At 63.5% G+C, this 19046-nt stretch carries 14 protein-coding genes; 6 read left to right on the top strand and 8 right to left on the bottom strand.

Annotated elements, in window-relative coordinates; genetic code table 11:
• Positions 1–699 precede the first annotated feature (699 nt).
• Positions 700–2196: a caspase family protein gene (locus N6L27_RS21030; protein WP_334312519.1), complete on the bottom strand. Its 1497-nt coding sequence runs from the start codon at positions 2194–2196 to the stop codon at positions 700–702.
• A gap of 188 nt (positions 2197–2384) precedes the next feature.
• Here N6L27_RS21030 and N6L27_RS21025 point away from each other — a divergent pair, with 188 nt between their 5' ends.
• Entirely contained in the window at positions 2385–3425 is a 1041-nt protein-coding gene (locus tag N6L27_RS21025) for an OmpA family protein (protein WP_271909393.1), read from the top strand.
• Between the two features lie 237 nt (positions 3426–3662).
• On the opposite strand, the gene N6L27_RS21020 is transcribed toward N6L27_RS21025, so the two are convergent.
• Positions 3663–4790 carry a ParB/RepB/Spo0J family partition protein gene (locus tag N6L27_RS21020; protein WP_271909392.1) on the bottom strand — a complete coding sequence of 376 codons (1128 nt, stop codon included), beginning with the start codon at positions 4788–4790 and terminating at the stop codon, positions 3663–3665.
• Positions 4787–6091 (bottom strand): AAA family ATPase, encoded by a 1305-nt coding sequence (locus tag N6L27_RS21015; RefSeq protein WP_271909391.1) that lies wholly within the window; start codon positions 6089–6091, stop codon positions 4787–4789. Before N6L27_RS21015 ends, N6L27_RS21020 begins: the two co-directional genes overlap by 4 nt.
• A gap of 553 nt (positions 6092–6644) precedes the next feature.
• Here N6L27_RS21015 and N6L27_RS21010 point away from each other — a divergent pair.
• The 3 genes from N6L27_RS21010 (at position 6645) to N6L27_RS21000 (ending at position 9209) form a co-directional block, all read left to right on the top strand.
• Positions 6645–7328 (top strand): DnaA N-terminal domain-containing protein, encoded by a 684-nt coding sequence (locus tag N6L27_RS21010; protein ID WP_271909390.1) that lies wholly within the window; start codon positions 6645–6647, stop codon positions 7326–7328.
• A gap of 105 nt (positions 7329–7433) precedes the next feature.
• On the top strand, positions 7434–8708 hold the full coding sequence (gene tviB / locus N6L27_RS21005; RefSeq protein WP_271909389.1) for a Vi polysaccharide biosynthesis UDP-N-acetylglucosamine C-6 dehydrogenase TviB: 1275 nt from the start codon (positions 7434–7436) through the stop codon (positions 8706–8708).
• A 66-nt stretch (positions 8709–8774) separates the two neighbouring features.
• Positions 8775–9209: a GFA family protein gene (locus tag N6L27_RS21000; RefSeq protein ID WP_271909388.1), complete on the top strand. Its 435-nt coding sequence runs from the start codon at positions 8775–8777 to the stop codon at positions 9207–9209.
• A gap of 15 nt (positions 9210–9224) precedes the next feature.
• Here N6L27_RS21000 and N6L27_RS20995 read toward each other — a convergent pair whose 3' ends face one another.
• The 5 genes from N6L27_RS20995 to N6L27_RS20975 form a co-directional block, all read right to left on the bottom strand.
• Positions 9225–9839 (bottom strand): LysE family translocator, encoded by a 615-nt coding sequence (locus tag N6L27_RS20995; protein WP_271909387.1) that lies wholly within the window; start codon positions 9837–9839, stop codon positions 9225–9227.
• An 83-nt stretch (positions 9840–9922) separates the two neighbouring features.
• Positions 9923–10834, bottom strand: a complete 912-nt coding sequence (locus N6L27_RS20990; RefSeq protein WP_271909386.1) for a MurR/RpiR family transcriptional regulator — start codon at positions 10832–10834, stop codon at positions 9923–9925.
• A gap of 49 nt (positions 10835–10883) precedes the next feature.
• Entirely contained in the window at positions 10884–11186 is a 303-nt protein-coding gene (locus N6L27_RS20985) for a type II toxin-antitoxin system RelE/ParE family toxin (protein ID WP_271909385.1), read from the bottom strand.
• Positions 11179–11415, bottom strand: a complete 237-nt coding sequence (locus N6L27_RS20980; protein ID WP_271909384.1) for a type II toxin-antitoxin system ParD family antitoxin — start codon at positions 11413–11415, stop codon at positions 11179–11181. The genes N6L27_RS20985 and N6L27_RS20980 overlap by 8 nt, the downstream gene beginning before the upstream one ends.
• A 144-nt stretch (positions 11416–11559) precedes the next feature.
• Positions 11560–15417: a PEP/pyruvate-binding domain-containing protein gene (locus N6L27_RS20975; protein ID WP_271909383.1), complete on the bottom strand. Its 3858-nt coding sequence runs from the start codon at positions 15415–15417 to the stop codon at positions 11560–11562.
• A 410-nt stretch (positions 15418–15827) separates the two neighbouring features.
• Here N6L27_RS20975 and N6L27_RS20970 point away from each other — a divergent pair, with 410 nt between their 5' ends.
• Both N6L27_RS20970 and N6L27_RS20965 read left to right on the top strand, forming a co-directional pair.
• On the top strand, positions 15828–16724 hold the full coding sequence (locus N6L27_RS20970) for a PhnD/SsuA/transferrin family substrate-binding protein (protein WP_271909382.1): 897 nt from the start codon (positions 15828–15830) through the stop codon (positions 16722–16724).
• A gap of 17 nt (positions 16725–16741) precedes the next feature.
• Entirely contained in the window at positions 16742–19030 is a 2289-nt protein-coding gene (locus N6L27_RS20965; RefSeq protein WP_271909381.1) for a response regulator, read from the top strand.
• Positions 19031–19046: the final 16 nt, after the last annotated feature.

The following is a 19046-nucleotide window of genomic DNA, read 5'->3' as shown; positions in this document are numbered from 1 at the left end:
AAAACGCCTGCGGCCGGGTATCCTGCCACTGGCGCGACTGTTGAAAACTCACGCCCCACCGCAGAAAAACCAAACAAATCAACACCTTTTATCCGCCCCTGCCCCGCGGGCGTAAGGGGTGGTCCGCGCTTAGGCGAACAACAAGTTTGGCTCCTCAAGTCTTACTGCACAGGTAAAGGCCAGCATCACGGCTTAAGCCTCCCTGTCTGAACTGGTCCACTGCACTGTGCGGTTTCACGGCTTCAATTCCGCTGCATCTTGCATGAATGGCCGGGATCTCCGCTGCACCGCAGACCTGTTTTCCATGCAAGCACAGAAAATCTTCCACTTTGCCTTTACACCACAATTTTAACCGGTCCGGTGAGGGCTCAAAAACAGGTTTCGCTGCGCGCTGCATGAACGTCTGGCTGGCTCAATGCGGCAGCGCGCCCGCAGGTCAAGGAGGTCCGGTATCCGATGGAAAACCTTGGTGCGATCAACAGCGGCCGGTGGCGTCAGTTGCGCACGCACAAACCACAGTTATCTGACGCTTAACAGCTTCTCAGCAAATGAGAATCCGCCCCCCGCCCGGCACTTCGCCAGCCTGTCCGGCCGCCGCGCTGTGCGCAGCACAGCGCCACGCCCAACCGGGACGGTGCATTTTCAAATGCACCTGCACGGGCGGGAGCCCCCTGCCCTGCTGGATCCAGGCCGGCAGCCCTATTGGCAGCCGCCCGCCGCCCAGCTTTTCAGCACCTGTTTCAGCGCGCCGCCAAAGGGGTGCTGCTTGCCCAGCGAGCGCTGCATGTTGAGGCTCAGATAGGTGTTGCCTTGCGTGCACAGCCGTTCCCGCGTCCACTGATGGCAGCTGCTGCAGGACTGCTCCTTCCAATAGCTCTCCGGCAGGCCCTCGATGGGCGGAAAAAGCGGTGCCCGTGTCACCGCCTCCGCCAGCGTCAGCCCGGCAATCTCCGGAACGCCGACATGCAAGGGGCTGGCATAGGTCACCGGCCCGGCTTCGCTGAGCGGCGCCGGCGCCTGTTCCGCGGCCGGCTCCGGCGCTGCCGCCGGCGACTCGCCGCCAGCTGCCGGGTCCTGCCCGGCACCCGCAGCCAGCGCTGCAACCTCTGCCGCGGCTATTTCGGCGAATTGCCCCTCAGGGTAGGCCATCAGATAGGCCTCATAGGCCGCCTTGCTGCCATCCCCCTGCGCCGCCTGGAACATCGCTGTTTCTGCGTCCTGAACGGGGGCCGGAACCGCCGCCGCCGCAGGCTGGCCGGCCTGCAATTCCTCCTGCACCAGTTCCGCCAGCAGCGCCCGCGCTTCACCGGCATATTTGCCATCGCCGTAACCGCGCAGGTACAGCATGATCTGCATCGCATCGCGCGACGCCTTGATCGAGGCCCAGATCTGCGCTTCTTCAAGTTCCGCCGCGGTCATGGCCGCCTCCGGCGCTGCCGGCGCAAAGGTGAAATCACTCACCAGAGAGGACGTGTCCCAGGGTGTCTGCTTGCCGCTGCTCTGCTCCAGAACCGCGCGGCGCACCTGTTTAAAAACCTGTTCGACCGGCGCCCCGGGCACCGTGATTTCACGCGCCAGCGCCTCGGTGAAGGGGCTGTTCTCCCCCTCCCCGTCCAGCGCCACATCACCGGGTGCCGTGGCATAGGCCAGGAAAGTGCCGGTTGGCGCCTTCATCTCCGCCAGGCCGCTTTCGTTCAGGTCGGCCACTGTTTCAAACGGGTTGTTGCGGCAGGCGTCCAGGATAACGATGTTGGTGCGGTTGCGGGCCGACGCCATCTGCCGCAGGACAGACTGCGCCTCAATCGCCATCAGGTCCAGATCGGCGGCATCCGACAGTGCCACATCCACCGGCAAGAGGTAGTTGCTGCCAAAGCTCTGCACCCCATGGCCGGCATAGTAGAAAAGCCCCGTGGCATCCTCCCCGGCGTTGCGCAGCTTGCGGCCGAACTGTGCAATCGCCCGTTTCATCTCGATCTGCTTGGCGTCCGCCGCCAGGGTCACGTCAAAGCCCAGCCCCTCCAGCGCCCCGGCGATCAGCCGGGCATCGCGCACGGGATTGTCCAGCGCAGACACCGCACCATAGCTTGAGTTGCCGATCACCAGCGCCAGCCGCTCCTCTGCCAGGACCCAGCTTCCCCAAAGGGACGCCGCAGCCGCCAGCAGGACCATCCGGACCCGGATCATCAAAACTTGCACGTCTCTGCTCCACTTCTCGCCGCAGCACCTGCACTGCCGGGCATCTGTATCATTCTTAAAGGTATTTGGTTACCAAACTATCGCGTCCCTTGCACCCGGCGGCAAGACTGCTGTTAGTCTGGGCGCATCGCTTCCTGCCCGGCCCTGATGCCGGGACGTCCCTTTTCAGCAACCCGGATGGCTGCCGCATGTTTCGCATAACCCTCTCAATAATAACACTTTTCCTTCTTACTCTCCGCCCTGCCCTGGCCGCTGGCCCGTTTGAGGGCGGCTGGCAGCTGACACCCGAATCTTCTGCCATTCGATTCATATCGATCAAAAAGGGCAGCATTGCGGAGTCCAGCCGCTTTGCTGCCTTCTCCGGCGGCATCTCCGAGACGGGCGAAGCCAGGATCCACATTGCTCTGGACTCCGTCGACACCTCCATCGACCTGCGCAATGTGCGGATGCGGTTCCTGTTCTTTGAAACCTTCACCTACCCCGAAGCGGTGATCACGGCGCAGATCAGCCCGGAACAGATCGCCGACCTGACTGCCCTGCAGCGCAAGCAGATCGACCTGCCGGTCACCCTGTCCCTGCATGGGGTCACTGCCGGGCTGACCATTCCTGTCGCGGTCACCCTGCTGGACGAAACCCGTGTCGCCGTGGCCACCGTTCAGCCGGTGATCCTCAAGCTGGAGGATTTCAATCTGAACCCCGGCCGCGAGAAGCTGGAGGAAGCGGCCGGCGTCACCATCACCCCCGTCGGCCTGGTCAGCATGGACCTGATGTTTGAGCGCGGCGGTGCGGGCAGCGCATCTGTCCCCGCGGGGACAGTCACCGCCGGCGCCTCTGCCGCGCTGGAGGCGAGCGGCGATTTCAGCCGCGAAGCCTGCACCGGGCGGTTCGAGATCCTGTCGCAGGGCCGCAGCGTGAACTTCGCTCCCTCCACTGCCCGGCTTGATGCCAATTCCCGCGACTTCCTCAACAGCCTGTCGGACATCATCCGCCGCTGCCCCGGCATGGTGGTTGAGGTCGGCGGCCACACTGACAGCCAGGGCAAGGCCGCCTGGAACATGACGCTGAGCGAGAAGCGCGCCGCCGCAGTGAACCAGTATCTGCAGCAGAAAGGCATCCCGTCAGAGCGTCTGGTCGCGGTCGGCTATGGCGAGACCACACCCCTGGTGTCCAACGACACCGCGCAGAACCGGGCCAAGAACCGGCGGATCGAGTTCAAAGTCTTGAACTGATCAGCGCCTGAACCTGTTGTCCCCGCGGGGACAGCAAGAAGAATGATCGGTGACCCGGGTGCAAATCCGGGTCCTTTTCTTTCGGCTCCGCTGCACCGGCGCCCCTGCCTTCCGCTTTGTCCCCGCGGGGACAACCGCAAAAACAGGCACAAACACCAGCGTTAGAGACAGAAAAGGCCCGGCAATACAGCCGGGCCTTTGCAGATTTCAAACTCTGTCCCCGCGGGGACAGATGCCTCAGGCATCGTCCTCCAAGGCGGCAAAGAAGGCGGCAATGGCCCCTTCCAGCTTATGCCGGTCGATCTCGGAGAAGTCCCGCTCCATCGCCATTTCGATCTTGCCGTCACGGGCCTGGCAACGCACTGTCCCCGCGGGGACAGTGCAGCGCAGGGTGGTCTTGGCAACACCCGGGCGCGGCGCAGCAGCTGGGCGCTGCGCGGGTTTGCGCTTGCCCTCGAGAAAGCCGCGCAGCACGTTCAGCTCCGCCTCCTCGGTTGCGGCTTTCGCGCGCGTCAGCGCCTCCCGCAGCTCCGGGACGCTGGCGGCGTCAGCCTCCAGCCGCTTCCGCAGCTCCAGCCCCAGCGCGCGCGGGATCGCCTCCGGAAACTTCAGCAGATCACCCGCCGCACTCAGAAGCTGGGCGAAATGACGGATATAGATCTTCTTCTGCCGGCCCGCAGAGGCGTAAAGGTCGTTGACCGCATCCTCGACGGAGTCCGCCCCGGTGCCCGCATCCTCGGCATAGCTCAGCGCCAGCTGCGCCATCTCGGCAAAGGAGATGTCGCGGCGCACCAGGTTCTCGTCCACCATCCGGCGGTAGAGGGTCTGCAGCGTGTCGCCATTGGCCACCAGCCCCGCGGGGATATGGGCATAGCTGTGATCATCGGTTTCGTTCAACAGCTCCCAATAGGCCTTCATCCGGCGGTAGCCCTGGATCAGCTCGTACTGGCCGTTCTCCTTGGGTTCGACCCGGATCGGGTTCGACAGGCCAACCGCCTTGATCGAAGCCTTCAGCTCTTCCAGGTCAGGATCGCGGTCCTCCTTGCGGTCGCGGATCAGCTTTTTCATGCTGATCATCCCGATCGGGATCCGGTCGACAATCAGCCCCAGCTTCTTCAGCCGGACGAACTCATGTGCCAGCCGGTCGTTTTCATCGCGGATTTTCTGCTCTGCCTCCGCCCGGTTGCGCAACGCATCGGCGTTCTCGGAAATCGCGGTTGCCATCGGACCGCGGCGCGATTCAGACGGTTTGCGCATCCGCTGGTCCGGCTTCTGGACGGCTGTCTCCGCGGGGCGCGCTTTTACTTCAGAGGGGTCGTTTGGTTCAGTCGGGAAGTCGATGTCGAAGACTCTGCGTTTGCTCATGCCTCATCCTCCAGTTTTTCCCAGGCTTCCAGCGCGTAGGCCTTGAACTCGTCATAGGCCTGATCAAACGACGCCCGCGCACGGCGCCAGGTTTCGCGTGTCATATCCCGGTAATCGATTTCGTAGATGGAACTCAGGAAGCGGCCCGATTGTTCGACTGCGCGGGTCATCTCGATCGGGTGCTCAGTCATTCTACCCTCAAAAACCTTCATAAATGCCGAACGCATCGCACGGTGCAAATCGTTACCGCTTTCGTAACGGGTGAGAAGGAAGCGGACGTCCTGGAAAACCTTGGGCAAGGCAAATGTCCCCGCGGGGACAACGCCGTTAAAGGCGGACAAATCCTCCAGCGCCTCAGACAGCTGGCCGATGAAGGAAGTGGTAGAGTCATATTCCCAATAGCCGGGGCCGGAGGGGATATAGAGCATGTCGGCAGCAAAGACCGCGTTCATCGACTGGTAGCCGATGGCGGGCGGGCAGTCGAAGATCATCAGGTCGTAATCCTCGGCCGGCAGCTGGTCGAGGTAGCGGGAGACAGCGGCAAAGAACGACCATTCCGGGTTCAGGTGCCGGTACTGGGCGGAGGCGAATTCCACAAAGGCCGCATTGGCGCAGGAGGGGATGATGTCGATGGTCGGCCAGCTGGTGGGCTTGACGAAATCGCTGACCCGCAGGTCCTGCAGCCCCATGCCGGTGATCGCCTCCGGCAGCTGGCGCTGGGGCAGGGCGGTGCCGGACTCGGCGCCCTGCGAGGCGGCGTTCATCCGCCCGGTCTCGCGCACCAGGTCGCGGGCCATGATGCCCCAGACGGTGTAATCCTCGGTCACGTCGCTGAGGCCCATGGAGTGAGAGAGCGTCGCCTGGGGGTCGAAGTCGACACACAGCACCCGGTAGCCGTCCAGCGCGGCGGCATGGGCGAAATGCAGGGCAACGGTGGATTTGCCGGCGCCGCCCTTGAAGTTGGAGATCGCCACCCGCAGCGCCCGTTTGCCTGCGGGGCGTTTGGGCAGCAGGGACTGGCGGTTGATCTTGATGCGGCGGCGCAGCTCGTTGATCTCCTCCAGAGAATACCAGCGCTGTCGGCCGTCCTCCTCCACATGGCCCTGGGGCAGGGAGGGGTCGGTGGCCAGCCGTCCCCGCAGGGTCGACTGGTTGACGCGGAAGATCAGCTCCGCCACTTCCCAGGAGGAGAACCGGCGCAGGGTCTTTTCCATTTCGGGGGAGAAGGTCTGCTGGCGGATCCAGCTCTGCATCTTCAGGGATTGGGCCTGCATCTTGGACAGGTCTTCGTGCGTAAACATCGCTGCTCCTTAGCCTCACACGTTTTTCTTTATGGCCGCGCCTGATTGTTCAGGACGCTAATTCAGCCTCAATATCCATTTACGCCGAATTTGCAAAAAACGCAAAAGCTAATATGGTCTGGAAGAGCGTCCTGTCCCCGCGGGGACACATCTGCGGAAGGCCCAGCAATTTATGGGCCGGAGCGATTCGGAGGGCACCGACCAAACGATTCGTTTCATTGGGTTTTTCTGGTGTTTGGAGACCAGATTTAGGGGGACACCCCGAAGACGGACACAGCAGATTGGGGGACATTTCGGCGCCAATAGGGGACATCTAAGGTGTCACCCAATACCATAGATACCAATTTTTCTTTCGAAAAAGGGATTGGGTTTGAATTGAATTCCCGCCAGCGCTTGACAGAATCGGAATTCCGGACGCAAATCAGGTACAACAAACAAATAGCGTTGAGTTCAGGGCAAACCGGCCAGCGCATTTCCCGGCAAAAACCCCGGGAGCACATGAGGCAGCATATCCCGGCCCAGGAGGGCAGGGGAGGGAGAAACGGGGGCAGCAATGCTTGCCAAACGGCCTGCGGGGCGCAACGCCTCAGCATTGAAGTATGACATCCTCACGGCGATGGGGGCTTATGCGCTTGGCCAGGGCAAGGGCGCGCAGAAGCTGGTTCTGCGTTTCATGACATTGATGACGGCACGCTACAACTGGCAGCGCGATGAGCTGGCCGTGGGGCAGCGCGAGATTGCCCGGCTGTGGGATGTGGACGAGCGCACGGTGAAGCGCGAGATGGCCAAGCTGCGCGGCATGGGCTGGCTGGTGGTCAAACGTCAGGGCGCGCGCGGGCGGGTGACGGAATACGGCATCGATCTGGAGCGGCTGCTGGCGGACACCCAGGAACGCTGGGGCGCGGTGGGGCCGGATTTTGCGCACCGGATGCAAGGCGCGGATGAGCCTGCGCCGAATGTAGTGCCCTTGCGCCCCGGCGCAGTTCCTCCTGCGCCGGATGTGTCGGACGGCAGCGAGTGGAGCCTGGCCAAGGCGGTGCTGCATGCAGAAGACCCGGCCAACTATGCCTCCTGGGTGCAGGGGCTGGAGCGCGCGGGCAGGGCAGGGGGCAGGCTGGTGCTGAAGGCGCCGAGCCGGTTCCATGCGAATTACGTGATGTCGCATCTGATGCCGCGGCTGCTGGCCGCCTGCCGGGATGTGGATGGCGCAGTTTCCGCGATTGTTGTGGAGGCGTGAGGCGGAAACCGCACGCCTGCGGTTGAACCCCTTGGGGCCAAGGCATTATGTGGGCGGGCAGGGGGCTTGGCGTGACAGGCCCCGCGGAACAAGGAGCAGCCGGACATGAGCGGCGTGCAGGAAAAGATCTGTGTCATTGGCCTAGGCTATGTCGGGCTGCCGCTGGCGGCGGCCTTCGGGCAGCACCGGGCGGTTGCAGGGTTTGATATCGACCCCTCCCGCATTGCGGAACTGCGCAAGGGCGAGGACCGCACGCGGGAGCTGGAGCCTGAGGAGCTGGCTGCGGCGGAGTTTCTGCGCTTCACCTCTGACCCGGCAGAGATTGCGGATTGCTCAATCTATATCGTTACCGTGCCAACGCCGGTGGATGCCAATCATACACCTGATCTGGGACCGCTGCTGGCGGCCTCTGCCATTGTGGGCAGCGTGCTGAAACCCGGCGATCTGGTGATCTATGAATCCACCGTCTATCCCGGTGCGACTGAAGAAGACTGCGTGCCGGTGCTGGAGGCGCGGTCGGGGCTGACATTCAACGCGGATTTCTTTGCGGGCTACAGCCCGGAGCGGATCAACCCCGGCGACAAGCAGCGGCGGCTGAAGGATGTGGTGAAGGTAACCTCAGGCTCCACGCCCGAAGTGGCGGAGCGGGTGGATGCGCTCTACCGCGAGGTGGTGGCGGCGGGTACCCATAAGGCTGCCAGCATACGGGTGGCTGAGGCCGCCAAGGTGATCGAAAACAGCCAGCGGGATATCAACATCGCGCTGGTGAATGAGCTGGCCAAGATCTTCAACAGGATGGGGATCGACACCCAGGCCGTGCTGGAAGCCGCTGGGACAAAATGGAATTTCCTGCCCTTCCGTCCCGGTCTGGTTGGCGGGCACTGCATCGGGGTGGACCCCTATTACCTGACGCATAAGGCGGAGCAGCTGGGCTATCATCCCGAAATCCTGCTGGCGGGCCGGCGGCTGAACGACGGCATGGGCGCCTATGTTGCCGGTGAGATGGTCAAGGCGATGCTGAAGCGCGGCCTGCCGGTGGCCGGCGCGCGGGTGCTGGTGATGGGGCTGACGTTCAAGGAGAACTGCCCGGACCTGCGCAACACGCGGGTGATCGACGTGGTGCGCAGCCTGGAGGAATACGGCGCGGTGGTGGATGTGTTTGACCCCCATGCTGACCCGGCGGAGGCGCAGGAGGAATACGGCATTCCGCTGGTGGCGGAGCCGGGGCAGGGGGCCTATGCCGGGGTTGTGCTGGCCGTGGCGCATTCGGAGTTCCGGGAGATGGGCGCGGCAGCGGTCCGCGCCTTGGGGGCTGAGGGCGCGCTGGTCTATGACCTGAAATATGTTCTGGCGCCGGACGAGGCGGATTTGCGGCTCTAACCGGGGAAATCTCCCGCTCATTCTTGAATTGCTGTATCCTTGCCCCTGCCGGTGAGGAGGTTAGTCATGAGCGATGTTCTGGAAGGCCGCTGTTTGTGCGGCGCGGTGAAAATCCGTGTGGAGGGTGCGCATGATCCGCGCCCCGGGGCCTGCCACTGCCGCATGTGCCAGCGCTGGAGCGGCGGGCTGTTCCTGTGTTTCGAGGCTGATGCGGAGGCGGTGACCATAGAGGGTCCGGTTGCGCGCTACCAGTCCTCTGCCTTTGCCGAGCGGGCGTTTTGCAGCACCTGCGGGTCGCATCTGTGGATGCGGGACGTGGACAAGGACGGGGAAGCCTATGATCTGATGCCGGGGCTGTTTGATGACGCGCTGGCCTGGCCGCTGAGGTCCGAGATCTATGCTGACCGGGCGATGGCATCGGTGCGGCTGGAAGGGGATCATAAGCGGGCCACCCGGGACGAATGGGAGGCCCAGAATCCGTTTATCGGCGGGGATGTCTGAGGAGCGGGGGGCGCCTCAGCGGTCTGTGCGGGCCAGTGCCAGACCGAGGCCGGAAGTGATGAACAGCGCGCCGGTCAGCCGGTGGCGCAGGCGGCCGAGCCTCAGGATCGCGGGACGGGCCGATTGCGCAGAGGCCGCCCACAGCATGTCGCCTGCGAAAATCACTGCCAGGTAGATCGCTGCTGCGGTGAGCAGGGCCGTTGATCCTGCGCCGGGGGCGATGAACTGCGGCAGGAAGGCGGCGTTGAACAGCAGGGTTTTCGGATTGATCAGGGCCAGCAGCAGGCCTTGCCAGAAGATGGTGCGGCGCGGCTTGCGGCTGGCCTCTGCCTCTTCCATGCCGGCAACGCCCTGCCGCCAGGAGTGCACGCCGAGATAGAGCAGATAGGCGACACCGGCCCATTTCAGCCACAGGAAGGCGGAGGCCGCGAATTCCAGCATTGCGGCAAGCCCCAGAACCACGGCAGCCAGCTGCAGGGCCACGCCTGCGGTGGTGCCAAGCACGGTCAACGCCCCAAGGCGGAAGCCGCGGGCCAGCGTATTGGCGATGATCAGTGCCACATTCGGCCCCGGAACCGCCACCAGAAGCGCTGTTGCGCCGGCAAGCGCCAGTGCCATCGTCAATTCCATGGAAATGCCCTCCGCCTGTTGTGCAGGCATAAGACGCGGACAGACCACCGCTGGCAACTGTTTTCCGGCTTGATGCTCGGGGCCTATCGTCCGACGCGCGGCAGTTTCGGGCCGCTCCAATAGGCGCCGCTGTCCTGGCGCAGGGCGTCATAGGCCTCGATCCTTCGGCGGGCGTCTTCGCCGCCGGCCTCGATCAGATGGGTGAGCAGGCATTCCAGCACGGCCATCGCGCCGCCGATGGCGCCGAAGGGGTGCAGAGAGTTGGCGGCGACCGCCAGCACGTGATCGGTGCGGATGCCGGGGGCGATCACCTCGCTGTCGGAGATCAGGATCACCGGTGCGCCGCGCTCGCCCGCCAGCCGCAGCGCCTGGATGGTGCCGGCGGAGTAGGGGGCGAAGGTGAGGGCTATCAGGCAGTCCTCGGGGCCAATGTCCAAGAGGTCGTCCAGCGCGGCGCCCATGTGGCGGGGGACGAGGTCCAGCGAGGGCAGCGCCATGCGGCCCACATAGTGGAAGTAATAGGCCAGCGCATAAGATGACCTTGTGGCGGTGACATAGCTGCGGCGGGCCGTCAGCAGCGTGTCCACGATGGCCTGTGTCCGTTCCGCTGTCATCAGCCGCAGGGAGCGCGAGGTGATGTTCAGTTGGTTGCGCGCGGCGGCGGCCTGCAGCCTGCCTGCCGGGCCTTGGTCCTGCATCTGCTCCAGCCAGTCCTGGCCGAGGCCGGGCTCCTGCAGGGTGGTGAGGGCGGCGCGGAAGGGCGCGCGGAAGGCCTCAAACGTGTCATAGCCCAGGTGCTGGGCGAGGCGGACAAAGCCGTTGGCGCTGATGCCGGTTTTTTCGGCCGAGGTGCGGACGGTATCGAGGCCGAAGTCACCGGGGTTGTCGATCACGTATTTTGCCGCCGCTTTCAGTTTCGGCGGCAGGTCGTCCATGCGGTCCTTCAGATGCTGGATCAGCCGGGCGGTTTTCCGGGGGTCGAGATGCGGGTCCATGCGCCGCATCAGAGCAGATGTGCGGCAGATGGCAAGAGTGAAGCGCCTGTTATTCCGACAGAAACGCCATCAGGTCCTGGCGGGCGTGCAGGATGCGGATGATTTCCGGGCGGCCCTGCTCCAGCCGGTAGATCACCAGATGCGCGCCGGTGGGGTGGATACGGACAGGAGGCGTGAATTCCACCCGCTCGCGGGCCATTCCGGGAAAGTCCGCAAGCAAGTCGAACAGCGCAAACAGGCTGCCGGCATAGGCGTCTGCCTGCGCTTCCCCCCAGGTTTCCAGGCCATAGCGCCAGATCGCAGCAAGGTCGTCACGGGCGGCGGGGCGGATCCGCCAGCGCGGCTCATCCATTGCGGCGCATGGCGGCCTTGAAGCTTTCGGCTGTCAGCTGTTCCGCCGGGCCGCTGGCAAGGCCCGCGTCAATGGCGGATTGCAATTCGGCAATCGCAGCGGAGCGGGCCTGATCGCGGCGGATCAGGTCGCGGACATAGTCGCTGGAATTGGCATAGGTGCCGTCGCGGGCCTGTTCCTCGACCCAAGTCTTCATCTGCTCCGGCAGGGAGACGTTCATGGTTGCCATCGGCGGGTTCCTTTCGCTGAACCAGAATATGGCAATCTTTGCCATGTTTGCAAGAGGAGGGGACTGGTGGGTGGAATCGCCCACCCTACGTAAAAAGCCCGCAACCAGTTGGCGCGGGCTTTTCTCTTTTTCTGTCTGGCCGGGTTAGGCGGAAACCACCTTGAGGCCCTTTTCCTCCAGCGGCTGGATGCTGCCGTCTTCGCTGACAGTTACCTGCTCGCCATGCTCAAGGCTGTCGAGGCCCTTGCAGGCGACCAGCATCAGAACGTCCTTTTCACGGGCGACGATGGCCATGTGGCTGAGCCAGCCACCGACCTCGGACAGCACCGCGCTGGAGCGCTGCACCCACGGCAGCCAGGCCGGGTTGACCATGCGGCAGACCAGGATGTCGCCGTCCTCGAAGTCTGCGAAGGCTGCCGGGTCGATGCAGCTGTCGTCCTCCATCCAGAACACTCGGGCGGTGGCGCTGCCGCTGCCCGCGACGCAGGTGCCGCCCATGGTGCCATCGCCCGCCTGGGCCTGGGCGCCGAGCGACAGCAGTTCGCAATCGCGCAGGGTGAGGGTTACGTCTGTGGGGGCGGATTTCTTGCGCAGGGCTTCTTTTTCTGCGCGCGCCTCTGCCAGTTCGCGGAGAGGCGCCGGGTTGGACCAGTTGCTGTCCAGAACTTCGGTGAAGGTCAGGCTGAATACCAGATCCTCCAGCCCGCTTACCTGACCCAGGGCCAGGAGAGCGCGGCGCAGTTCGGCGACGACGCGCAGGGCTTCGTGCTTGGCTTGCTCCTTGAGGTCCTGATAGGCGATGGCGATGCCGATGGTATCGTCCAGCTCATCCGGCAGGTTGGCCGGGACCGGTACCGCGCCGATCGGTTCGACCGTGCTGCTGAGCAAGGAGTTCAGCAGCGCCGGCGCCTCAGCGTAGCGGGGCGAGGACAGCTCGTAGTCGAAGATCGAGCGGTGGCCCATCAGCTGCAGGGCGCGGGCCTGGGCATCCTTGCCGGTGCAGGAGGCGAGCAGGCTGGAGGGCGCATTGGGCAGCTCCGCATGCATCAGATGCGCGCGCAGGGCCGGGTCGCCTGCGGCTGCGGTGCCAGCCTCACCCATGGTGAAACCTGCCAGGATGTTGATCTTTTCCGCTTCCAGATAGACCTCTTGGATGAACATGTCCTTGAGGGTGGAGATCGCCTCCAAGAGCTTGTCCTGAGGCAGGGCGGCATAGTCCACAGCCTGCCAGATCGCCAGCTTGTTGCGCAGTTCCGGCATCACTTCGCTGCGGAAGCGGGTGATCATCGGATGCGCCTGCTTGCGCAGCTGCTTGGCCTTGGCGGCGGTGAGTTTCAGGGTCATGTCCTGTTTCAGCGCCACATCGACATAGGTCTTGCCGAACAGGTTCACCAGGTGGCCGTCGCGCCCCTCGGGCAGGCCATAGGGCACGCCAAGGGCGCGGCAGGCCAGGTCAACGCTGCCGCCCGGCGCCCACAGCTCGCTCATCAGCGAGAAGGAGAGCGGGGTCGGGCGGGGCAGGACCTCTGACATTTCGTCCTGTTCCAGGATGGCCTGATCCGGCTCCGCATCGGCGTAGCGGTCCAGCAGGCCGCGCCATTCGGCGAGACGGGTCTGCTCCTGTTCGGTGCCGAGGCTGAGAGTGGTGATGTCGCGGCTTTGCACGATCTGGAACTGGCCGTTGGCATAGGCCCATTCGACATCCTGGGGGCAGCCGAAGGTCTCCTCGATCTGTTTGCCAAGCGCCAGGAGCGGCGCCATGTCCAAGGTCTGGTCCTGATCGGCATCCGCCGGCAGGCCGGTGTAGCGGCCAAAGCGCAAGGAGGTCGGGGTGACGCGGCCCGACACCAGATCCTCGCCGCAGCCTTCGACCCATTCGATCATTGCCATGCCGGGCGCCATCGGGTCCTGGGTGAACAGGACGCCTGCGTATTCCGCCTGCACCATCTCCTGCACCACGATGTTGCCCTGATCGGTGCTGTCGCCCTCGCCGGAGTAGCTGGCGGCGCGTTCAGACGAGAAGCTGGTCACAACTTCGTCCAGTGCGGCGCGCATGGTTTCTGCGGTCACATCGAGCACCGATTCAAAGACGCCGGCAAAGCTCTGGTCGTGGCCGTCCTCATTGCTGGCCGAGGAGCGCACGGCGACCGGTTTGCCGCCTGCAAGGCCGAAAATCTGCGCTGCAAACGCATCTTTCTGCGCATCGGACATTTCGCGGTAGCCGTGGATTGCATCAGAGCGCACGATCACGCCGCCCGGTACCGGCAGGCCGGCATTGCGCAGGATCGACAGGCGCAGGGCCTTGTTGCCGGCGTGCTCCAGCTCCTCGGTGTAGCCCATCGGGATCACGCCGCGCGGCAGCTTGGCAAGGCGGCGCTTGTGGGCGCGCAGGGCAAAGGCTTCGCCCAGTTTGCGGTGCATGCCTGTCACATAGGCGCGCTGCACCAGCAGCAGCGTCAGGCTGAAGCAGAGATAGGCGTTGGCGGCGCCTGACAGGCTGAACACCATGGCAAAGAGCGCGGGCATGCCCAGCACCATCCACAGGGTTTTCTGGCGCGGGGTCTTGGCCACGGCCCACAGCAGGTAGACGGCGGCGAGCGCGCAGAACAGCACCGGCATGATGTACAGCGGATCGGGCAAGCCGAGGTCGGCCATCCACAGGAACGGGGTCTGCAGGCTGGCGCTGGCCTCCTGCGCGGCGGACACGCCTAGCATCATCACCGGCAGGAACAAGAGCGCGGTGAGATTCTTCATCGGGGTCAGGCCCTTGTCCCTGTAGAACGCCTGCACCGCGCGCGCCTTGCGCACCGGGTCATGAGACAGTTTCGCCTTCAGCGCCTTCATCTCATCCGCGGTGTCATTGGTGATGATCTGGTCGCGCTCGGATTTCAGCGCCACCGGCAGCACCAGGATGCGGGTCAGGATCGACAGCGCCAGGAGGCCCAGCAGGATATGGCTGCGTTCATGCACCCACAGAAGTGCTGCGGCCAATGCCGAGATCGCCTTGTCCCAGAGGCCGGTCTGCTGGCCTGCCAGCCACGCCTGCACATGCGGCTTTGGCTTCGGCGCGACAAAATATTCCCACGGCAGGGTATAACGGCCCCGGAAGTCGATGCCCTGCTGCGACAGCTCCAGCCCCAGCACCTGGCTCATGAAGCAGCTGCGGCGGTCGTAGCAGGCGGCGATTGTGGGTTTTGAGGGGTCAAGTTCCGCGATGCGTGCCATAAGGCTGTCGGTGGTCATCTTGCGGATCGGGATGTTGATGGCGCCGGGGAGGTGGCCGGTTTCAAAGTCGCCGGGATAGCGGGTGTCGACGATCTGGAGGTCTTCGGTTGTCAGCAGTTCTTCAAATTCTACGGTGCTGAGCAGTACGTCCTTGCCAGGGTATTCGGGAATAGCGCGCAGGTCGGAGAGGGTTTTCACGTCCTTGTCAGAGAAGTCGCGGCCTTCCACGATCCATTTCTCGATGCCGCCCGAGATGAAGCTGCAGTCGATGCCCATCGCTGCCAGCTTGGCGCAGGTTTCCGAAGAGCGGTTGCCGTTGTGGCAGAACAGCACGACCTTCTGGCCGGGCTGTACCGGCTGGCTCTGGACGAAATCGGGGAAGCGGATATGGGTGGCGCCGGGCAGGGTGCCCATGGCGTTTTCGCCGGTTTCGCGGATGTCGTAGAACAGTGTCCGGCCGTCCTCCAGTGCCGCTGCGGCGTCCGCGGTGCTCATCGCCAGCGGGTGGTCCTCCTGCTTGGAAAAGCTGGTCTCCTTGAGCGAGGCATCCTTGATGGTGGTGCCGTCAAACTGCGCCGGCCGCGTCAAAGTGGCCTGCAGTCTTGCCAGCTCGGCCTGCGCGTGCGAGGAATACTGCCAGTAGTTGCCTGCAGCCAGTGCCACGGCTGCCAGAACCAGGACTGAGATCAGCTTGACCGGGTAGCGGCGCGGTGAGTTGCCCGGCTTGGGAGTAAAACCCAGTTTCGCCGCAATGACAGCGCCCAAACCGGAAATCATGGCAATTCCCACAGCCAGAACCTGAGACAGCGAAGAGACCGAGCCAATCACAAGTTCCGGTGATGGGATGGCAAGGGCCGCAACCGGAAGCGCGGATAAAAGCGATGCCAGCACAACAGTTTGTGCTGAACGGCGGACGGACCGGATGGTCCTGGAGAGAATAGGGGTCTGCTTCACGGTGGTTCCTGTCGGGCCAGCTGAGTCTGTTCTTCTGAAATTATGGCGAATTCGCCTAAAAGATTACGAAAACCTTACTGAAGGGTTAATATAGGCGCCAAAGAATAAAAGAACCGCAAAATTTTTCTGAGAATTGCAGGTGCGTTAACATTGTATTCTGATCTTTCTGCCATGTAACCAAGATGCGCGGCCTGCCTGCCGTGCCAGCCGATGTCAGTCAGGAGGCTAGACTCGTGAAACTGTTTAAGTGGACCTTTGGTATCATTGCGATTTTTGGAACGGTGCTGCGGCGTGCCGCCCCTGGTGCGATTCTGGCGGCCTGGCTTGCGGCATTGCTGCCCGGTGTTTCCATGGCCGGAACCGAATTGGTTTTCGGCACCTATGCAGCGGATAAACCAACCGCAACGGTCAAAAAGTATCAGCCTTTTCTATCCTTCTTGGCCAAGCGGATGAGCGAGGAGCTGAGGGAGCCTGTCACGATCCGGCTGAAGATCGCCAAGGAATATGAGGAGGGCATCCGCCAGCTGGCCAGCGGCGAGGTGGATTTCTCAAGATTCGGCCCGGCGTCCTATGTGCATGTGATGAAGGAGAACCCGGGCGTCCGGATCATCGCAATGGAATCCCAGAACGGCCAAAAGCGGTTCAAGGGGGTCATTGTTGTCCATCGCGACAGCACGGTGCAGTCGGTCGAAGACCTGGCAGGCCTCAGCTTTGCCTTTGGCGATGAGCTGTCGACCATCGGCCGCTACCTGGCTCAGGAGTATCTGCTGGAAGCGGGCATCGGCAGCGGAGACCTGCTGGAATTTGCCTACCTGGGCCGTCATGACCTGGTGGGCGAGGCCGTGGGCGCGGGCCGGTACACAGCGGGCGCCTTGAAGGAAAGCACCTACAAGAAGCTCGTTGCCAAGGGGGTTCCGATCCGGGTGCTGGCGTCCTTTGACAATGTGACCAAGCCGTGGCTGGCGTCGCCGGAGATGCCGGCGGATGTTCTGGAAGCGATGCGCAAGGTGATGCTGTCCTCGGAAAACGAGGAGATCGTGCGCCGGATTTCGAAGAACGGCTTCCTGCTGGGGGACGATCAGGATTATGACATCATCCGCCGGGCGATGGAGCGCAGCCTGGCCTTTTAGAGCACTGCGTTGATTGAATGAAACGGACAAGCATCCTTTTCCAGATCGTGCTGTCGCTGCTGCTGGCGGCCTCAGCCGTGGGCTTTGTGGTCGGCGATCTGGCACAGCGCCAGGAGGCGCAAAGGCTGGAGGAGCAGCTGGCGGAACAGGCGGACCTCACCGTCTCTCTGCTGAGCGGGCTGATGCTGGAATCGATCATCGTCGAGGATGTGCCGGTGCTGGAAACCGGCCTGATCGAAGCCGTCACCCGCAAGCCTCAGATCGTTTCCATCCAGATCCGCAGCCCGGCAGGCAAACTGCTGGCGTCGGCTGAAGCTGCCGGCGCTCCGCCCGACGGCGGCCGGGTGATGTATGAGCGGCCGATCGAGCTGGAAGGCGCGGTTTTCGGCACCATGGTTGTCGAGTGGTCGACCCAGGAAGGCGAGGCGCTGGTGGCCGTTTCGGTGCGCCAGATCATCATCTGGACAGTGGTGCCGGTGCTGGTTCTGTCCTTTCTTGTGCTGCTTCTGGTCCATGGATTGGCCCTGCGGCCGCTGCAGATGATCCACAAGCGGATGTCGGATGCGATTTCCGGCCTGCGCAGCCCGGCGGAACGGCTGCCGTGGTACGCTTCGCGCGAGTTCCGGGCGCTGGATTTTTCGGTGGGCGTGCTGGAGGAAACTTTTGCAGAGCGTGACGAGCGGGAATTTGCGCTGGAGCAGGCCCGGGAGACAGCGGACATCGCAAACCGGGCGAAATCCGAGTTCCTGGCCAATATGAGCCATGAGATCCGCACGCCGATGAACGGGGTCATCGGGATGGCGGAATTGCTGCAGGAAACGGAGCTGAACGAAGATCAGCAAATGTATGCGGAGACCATTGCCAAGTCCGGTTCCGCTCTTCTGACAATCATCAACGACATCCTGAATTTCTCCAAGATCGAGGCCGGCAAGGTCGAGTTCAGCATCGGGTCCTTCAACCTGCAGACTGCGGTCGAAGACGTGGTCACCCTGCTGTCGCCAAAGGCGGTGGAGAAAGGGGTCGAGATCACCATGCGCTATGACCCGGCTTTGCCCGAAGTGTTTGAGGGCGATGCCGGCAGGATCCGGCAGGTGATCACCAATGTGGCGGGCAATGCCGTCAAGTTCACCCGCGAGGGGTATGTCTATATTGAGGTGACCGGGCAGCTGCAGGAGTCGGGCAGCCACATGCTGCAACTGCAGGTGCGGGACACCGGCATTGGTATCGAGCCGGCCCGTGTCGGCAAGATCTTCCGGGCTTTCGAGCAGGCTGACAACGCCGCCACCCGGAACTTTGAGGGCACCGGGCTGGGGCTGGCGATCTCCTCCCAGCTGCTTGCGCTGATGGGCGGGTCGGTCGAGGTGGAGTCTGAGCCGGGCAAGGGGTCCGTGTTCACGATCCGCTTGCCGCTGCGGGCGGGCGGCCGCCCGGAGACTGTGCCGGCGGGCGGCCCGCAGAATTTTACCGGACTGCATGGCTTGCTGGTGGACGACCTGGAGCTGAACCGGGTGATCCTGTCGGAACGGCTGAGTTCCTGGGGGGTGTCCTGCACGCTGGGGGCGTCGGCGCATGAGGGGCTGGAAATCCTGGCGGATGCGCAGCTGGACGGGAGCCGGTTCGACTTTGCCATTCTTGACTACCAGATGCCGGTCATGGACGGGCGCGCCCTTGCGGCGCGGATCCGGACGATGCCGGGCTTTGAGGGGCTGCCGCTGATTATCCTGTCGTCAGTGGAGCACGCGCTGAACCGTGCCGACTGCGAAGCTATCGGGGCTTGCGAATTTGCGCTGAAGCCGGTGCGGGCGGTCCAGCTGCGGCAGGTGCTTGAACGGGTGCTGAGCCGGCCGGACGATCGCAAGACAGTCACCGGACCTGGCCGCAAAACCGGATCGCGGCTGCCGGAACGCCGCCTGAAGCTGCTGCTGGCCGAGGACAACCGCACCAATCAGCTGGTTGTGACCAAGATGCTGAAGGACGCTCCGCTGGACATCACAATTGCCAAGAACGGCATTGAGGCGGTGGCGCAGTTCCGCGCCGAACGTCCTGATATCGTGCTGATGGATATGATGATGCCGGAGATGGACGGTCTGGAGGCCACCACCGAGATGCGGCGGATTGAGGCCGAAAGCGGCGGCGGAAAATGCCCGATCGTGGCGCTGACCGCCAATGCGCTGCAGGCCCACCGGGAAAAATGCCTGCAGGCCGGCATGGACGACTTCCTGAGCAAGCCAATCAACAAGAAGGCCCTGACCGGTGCGATCAGCAAATGGACGGGGGCTCCGGACCTTCAGCGCACCGCCAGCTGACGCCCTGAAGGCAGGC

Origin of the sequence: Leisingera sp. SS27, assembly GCF_028368855.1 — a bacterium.
Lineage (GTDB): Bacteria > Pseudomonadota > Alphaproteobacteria > Rhodobacterales > Rhodobacteraceae > Leisingera.
This window is presented reverse-complemented; position numbering and strand designations above follow the sequence as displayed.

Coding starts and splice junctions, on each gene's coding strand:
- N6L27_RS21025 (WP_271909393.1), top strand. CDS start 2,385: ATGTTTCGCATAACCCTCTCAATAATAACACTTTTCCTTCTTACTCTC.
- N6L27_RS21020 (WP_271909392.1), bottom strand. CDS start 4,790: ATGAGCAAACGCAGAGTCTTCGACATCGACTTCCCGACTGAACCAAAC.
- N6L27_RS21015 (WP_271909391.1), bottom strand. CDS start 6,091: ATGTTTACGCACGAAGACCTGTCCAAGATGCAGGCCCAATCCCTGAAG.
- N6L27_RS21010 (WP_271909390.1), top strand. CDS start 6,645: ATGCTTGCCAAACGGCCTGCGGGGCGCAACGCCTCAGCATTGAAGTAT.
- tviB (WP_271909389.1), top strand. CDS start 7,434: ATGAGCGGCGTGCAGGAAAAGATCTGTGTCATTGGCCTAGGCTATGTC.
- N6L27_RS21000 (WP_271909388.1), top strand. CDS start 8,775: ATGAGCGATGTTCTGGAAGGCCGCTGTTTGTGCGGCGCGGTGAAAATC.
- N6L27_RS20995 (WP_271909387.1), bottom strand. CDS start 9,839: ATGGAATTGACGATGGCACTGGCGCTTGCCGGCGCAACAGCGCTTCTG.
- N6L27_RS20990 (WP_271909386.1), bottom strand. CDS start 10,834: ATGGACCCGCATCTCGACCCCCGGAAAACCGCCCGGCTGATCCAGCAT.
- N6L27_RS20985 (WP_271909385.1), bottom strand. CDS start 11,186: ATGGATGAGCCGCGCTGGCGGATCCGCCCCGCCGCCCGTGACGACCTT.
- N6L27_RS20980 (WP_271909384.1), bottom strand. CDS start 11,415: ATGGCAACCATGAACGTCTCCCTGCCGGAGCAGATGAAGACTTGGGTC.
- N6L27_RS20975 (WP_271909383.1), bottom strand. CDS start 15,417: ATGATTTCCGGTTTGGGCGCTGTCATTGCGGCGAAACTGGGTTTTACT.
- N6L27_RS20965 (WP_271909381.1), top strand. CDS start 16,742: ATGAAACGGACAAGCATCCTTTTCCAGATCGTGCTGTCGCTGCTGCTG.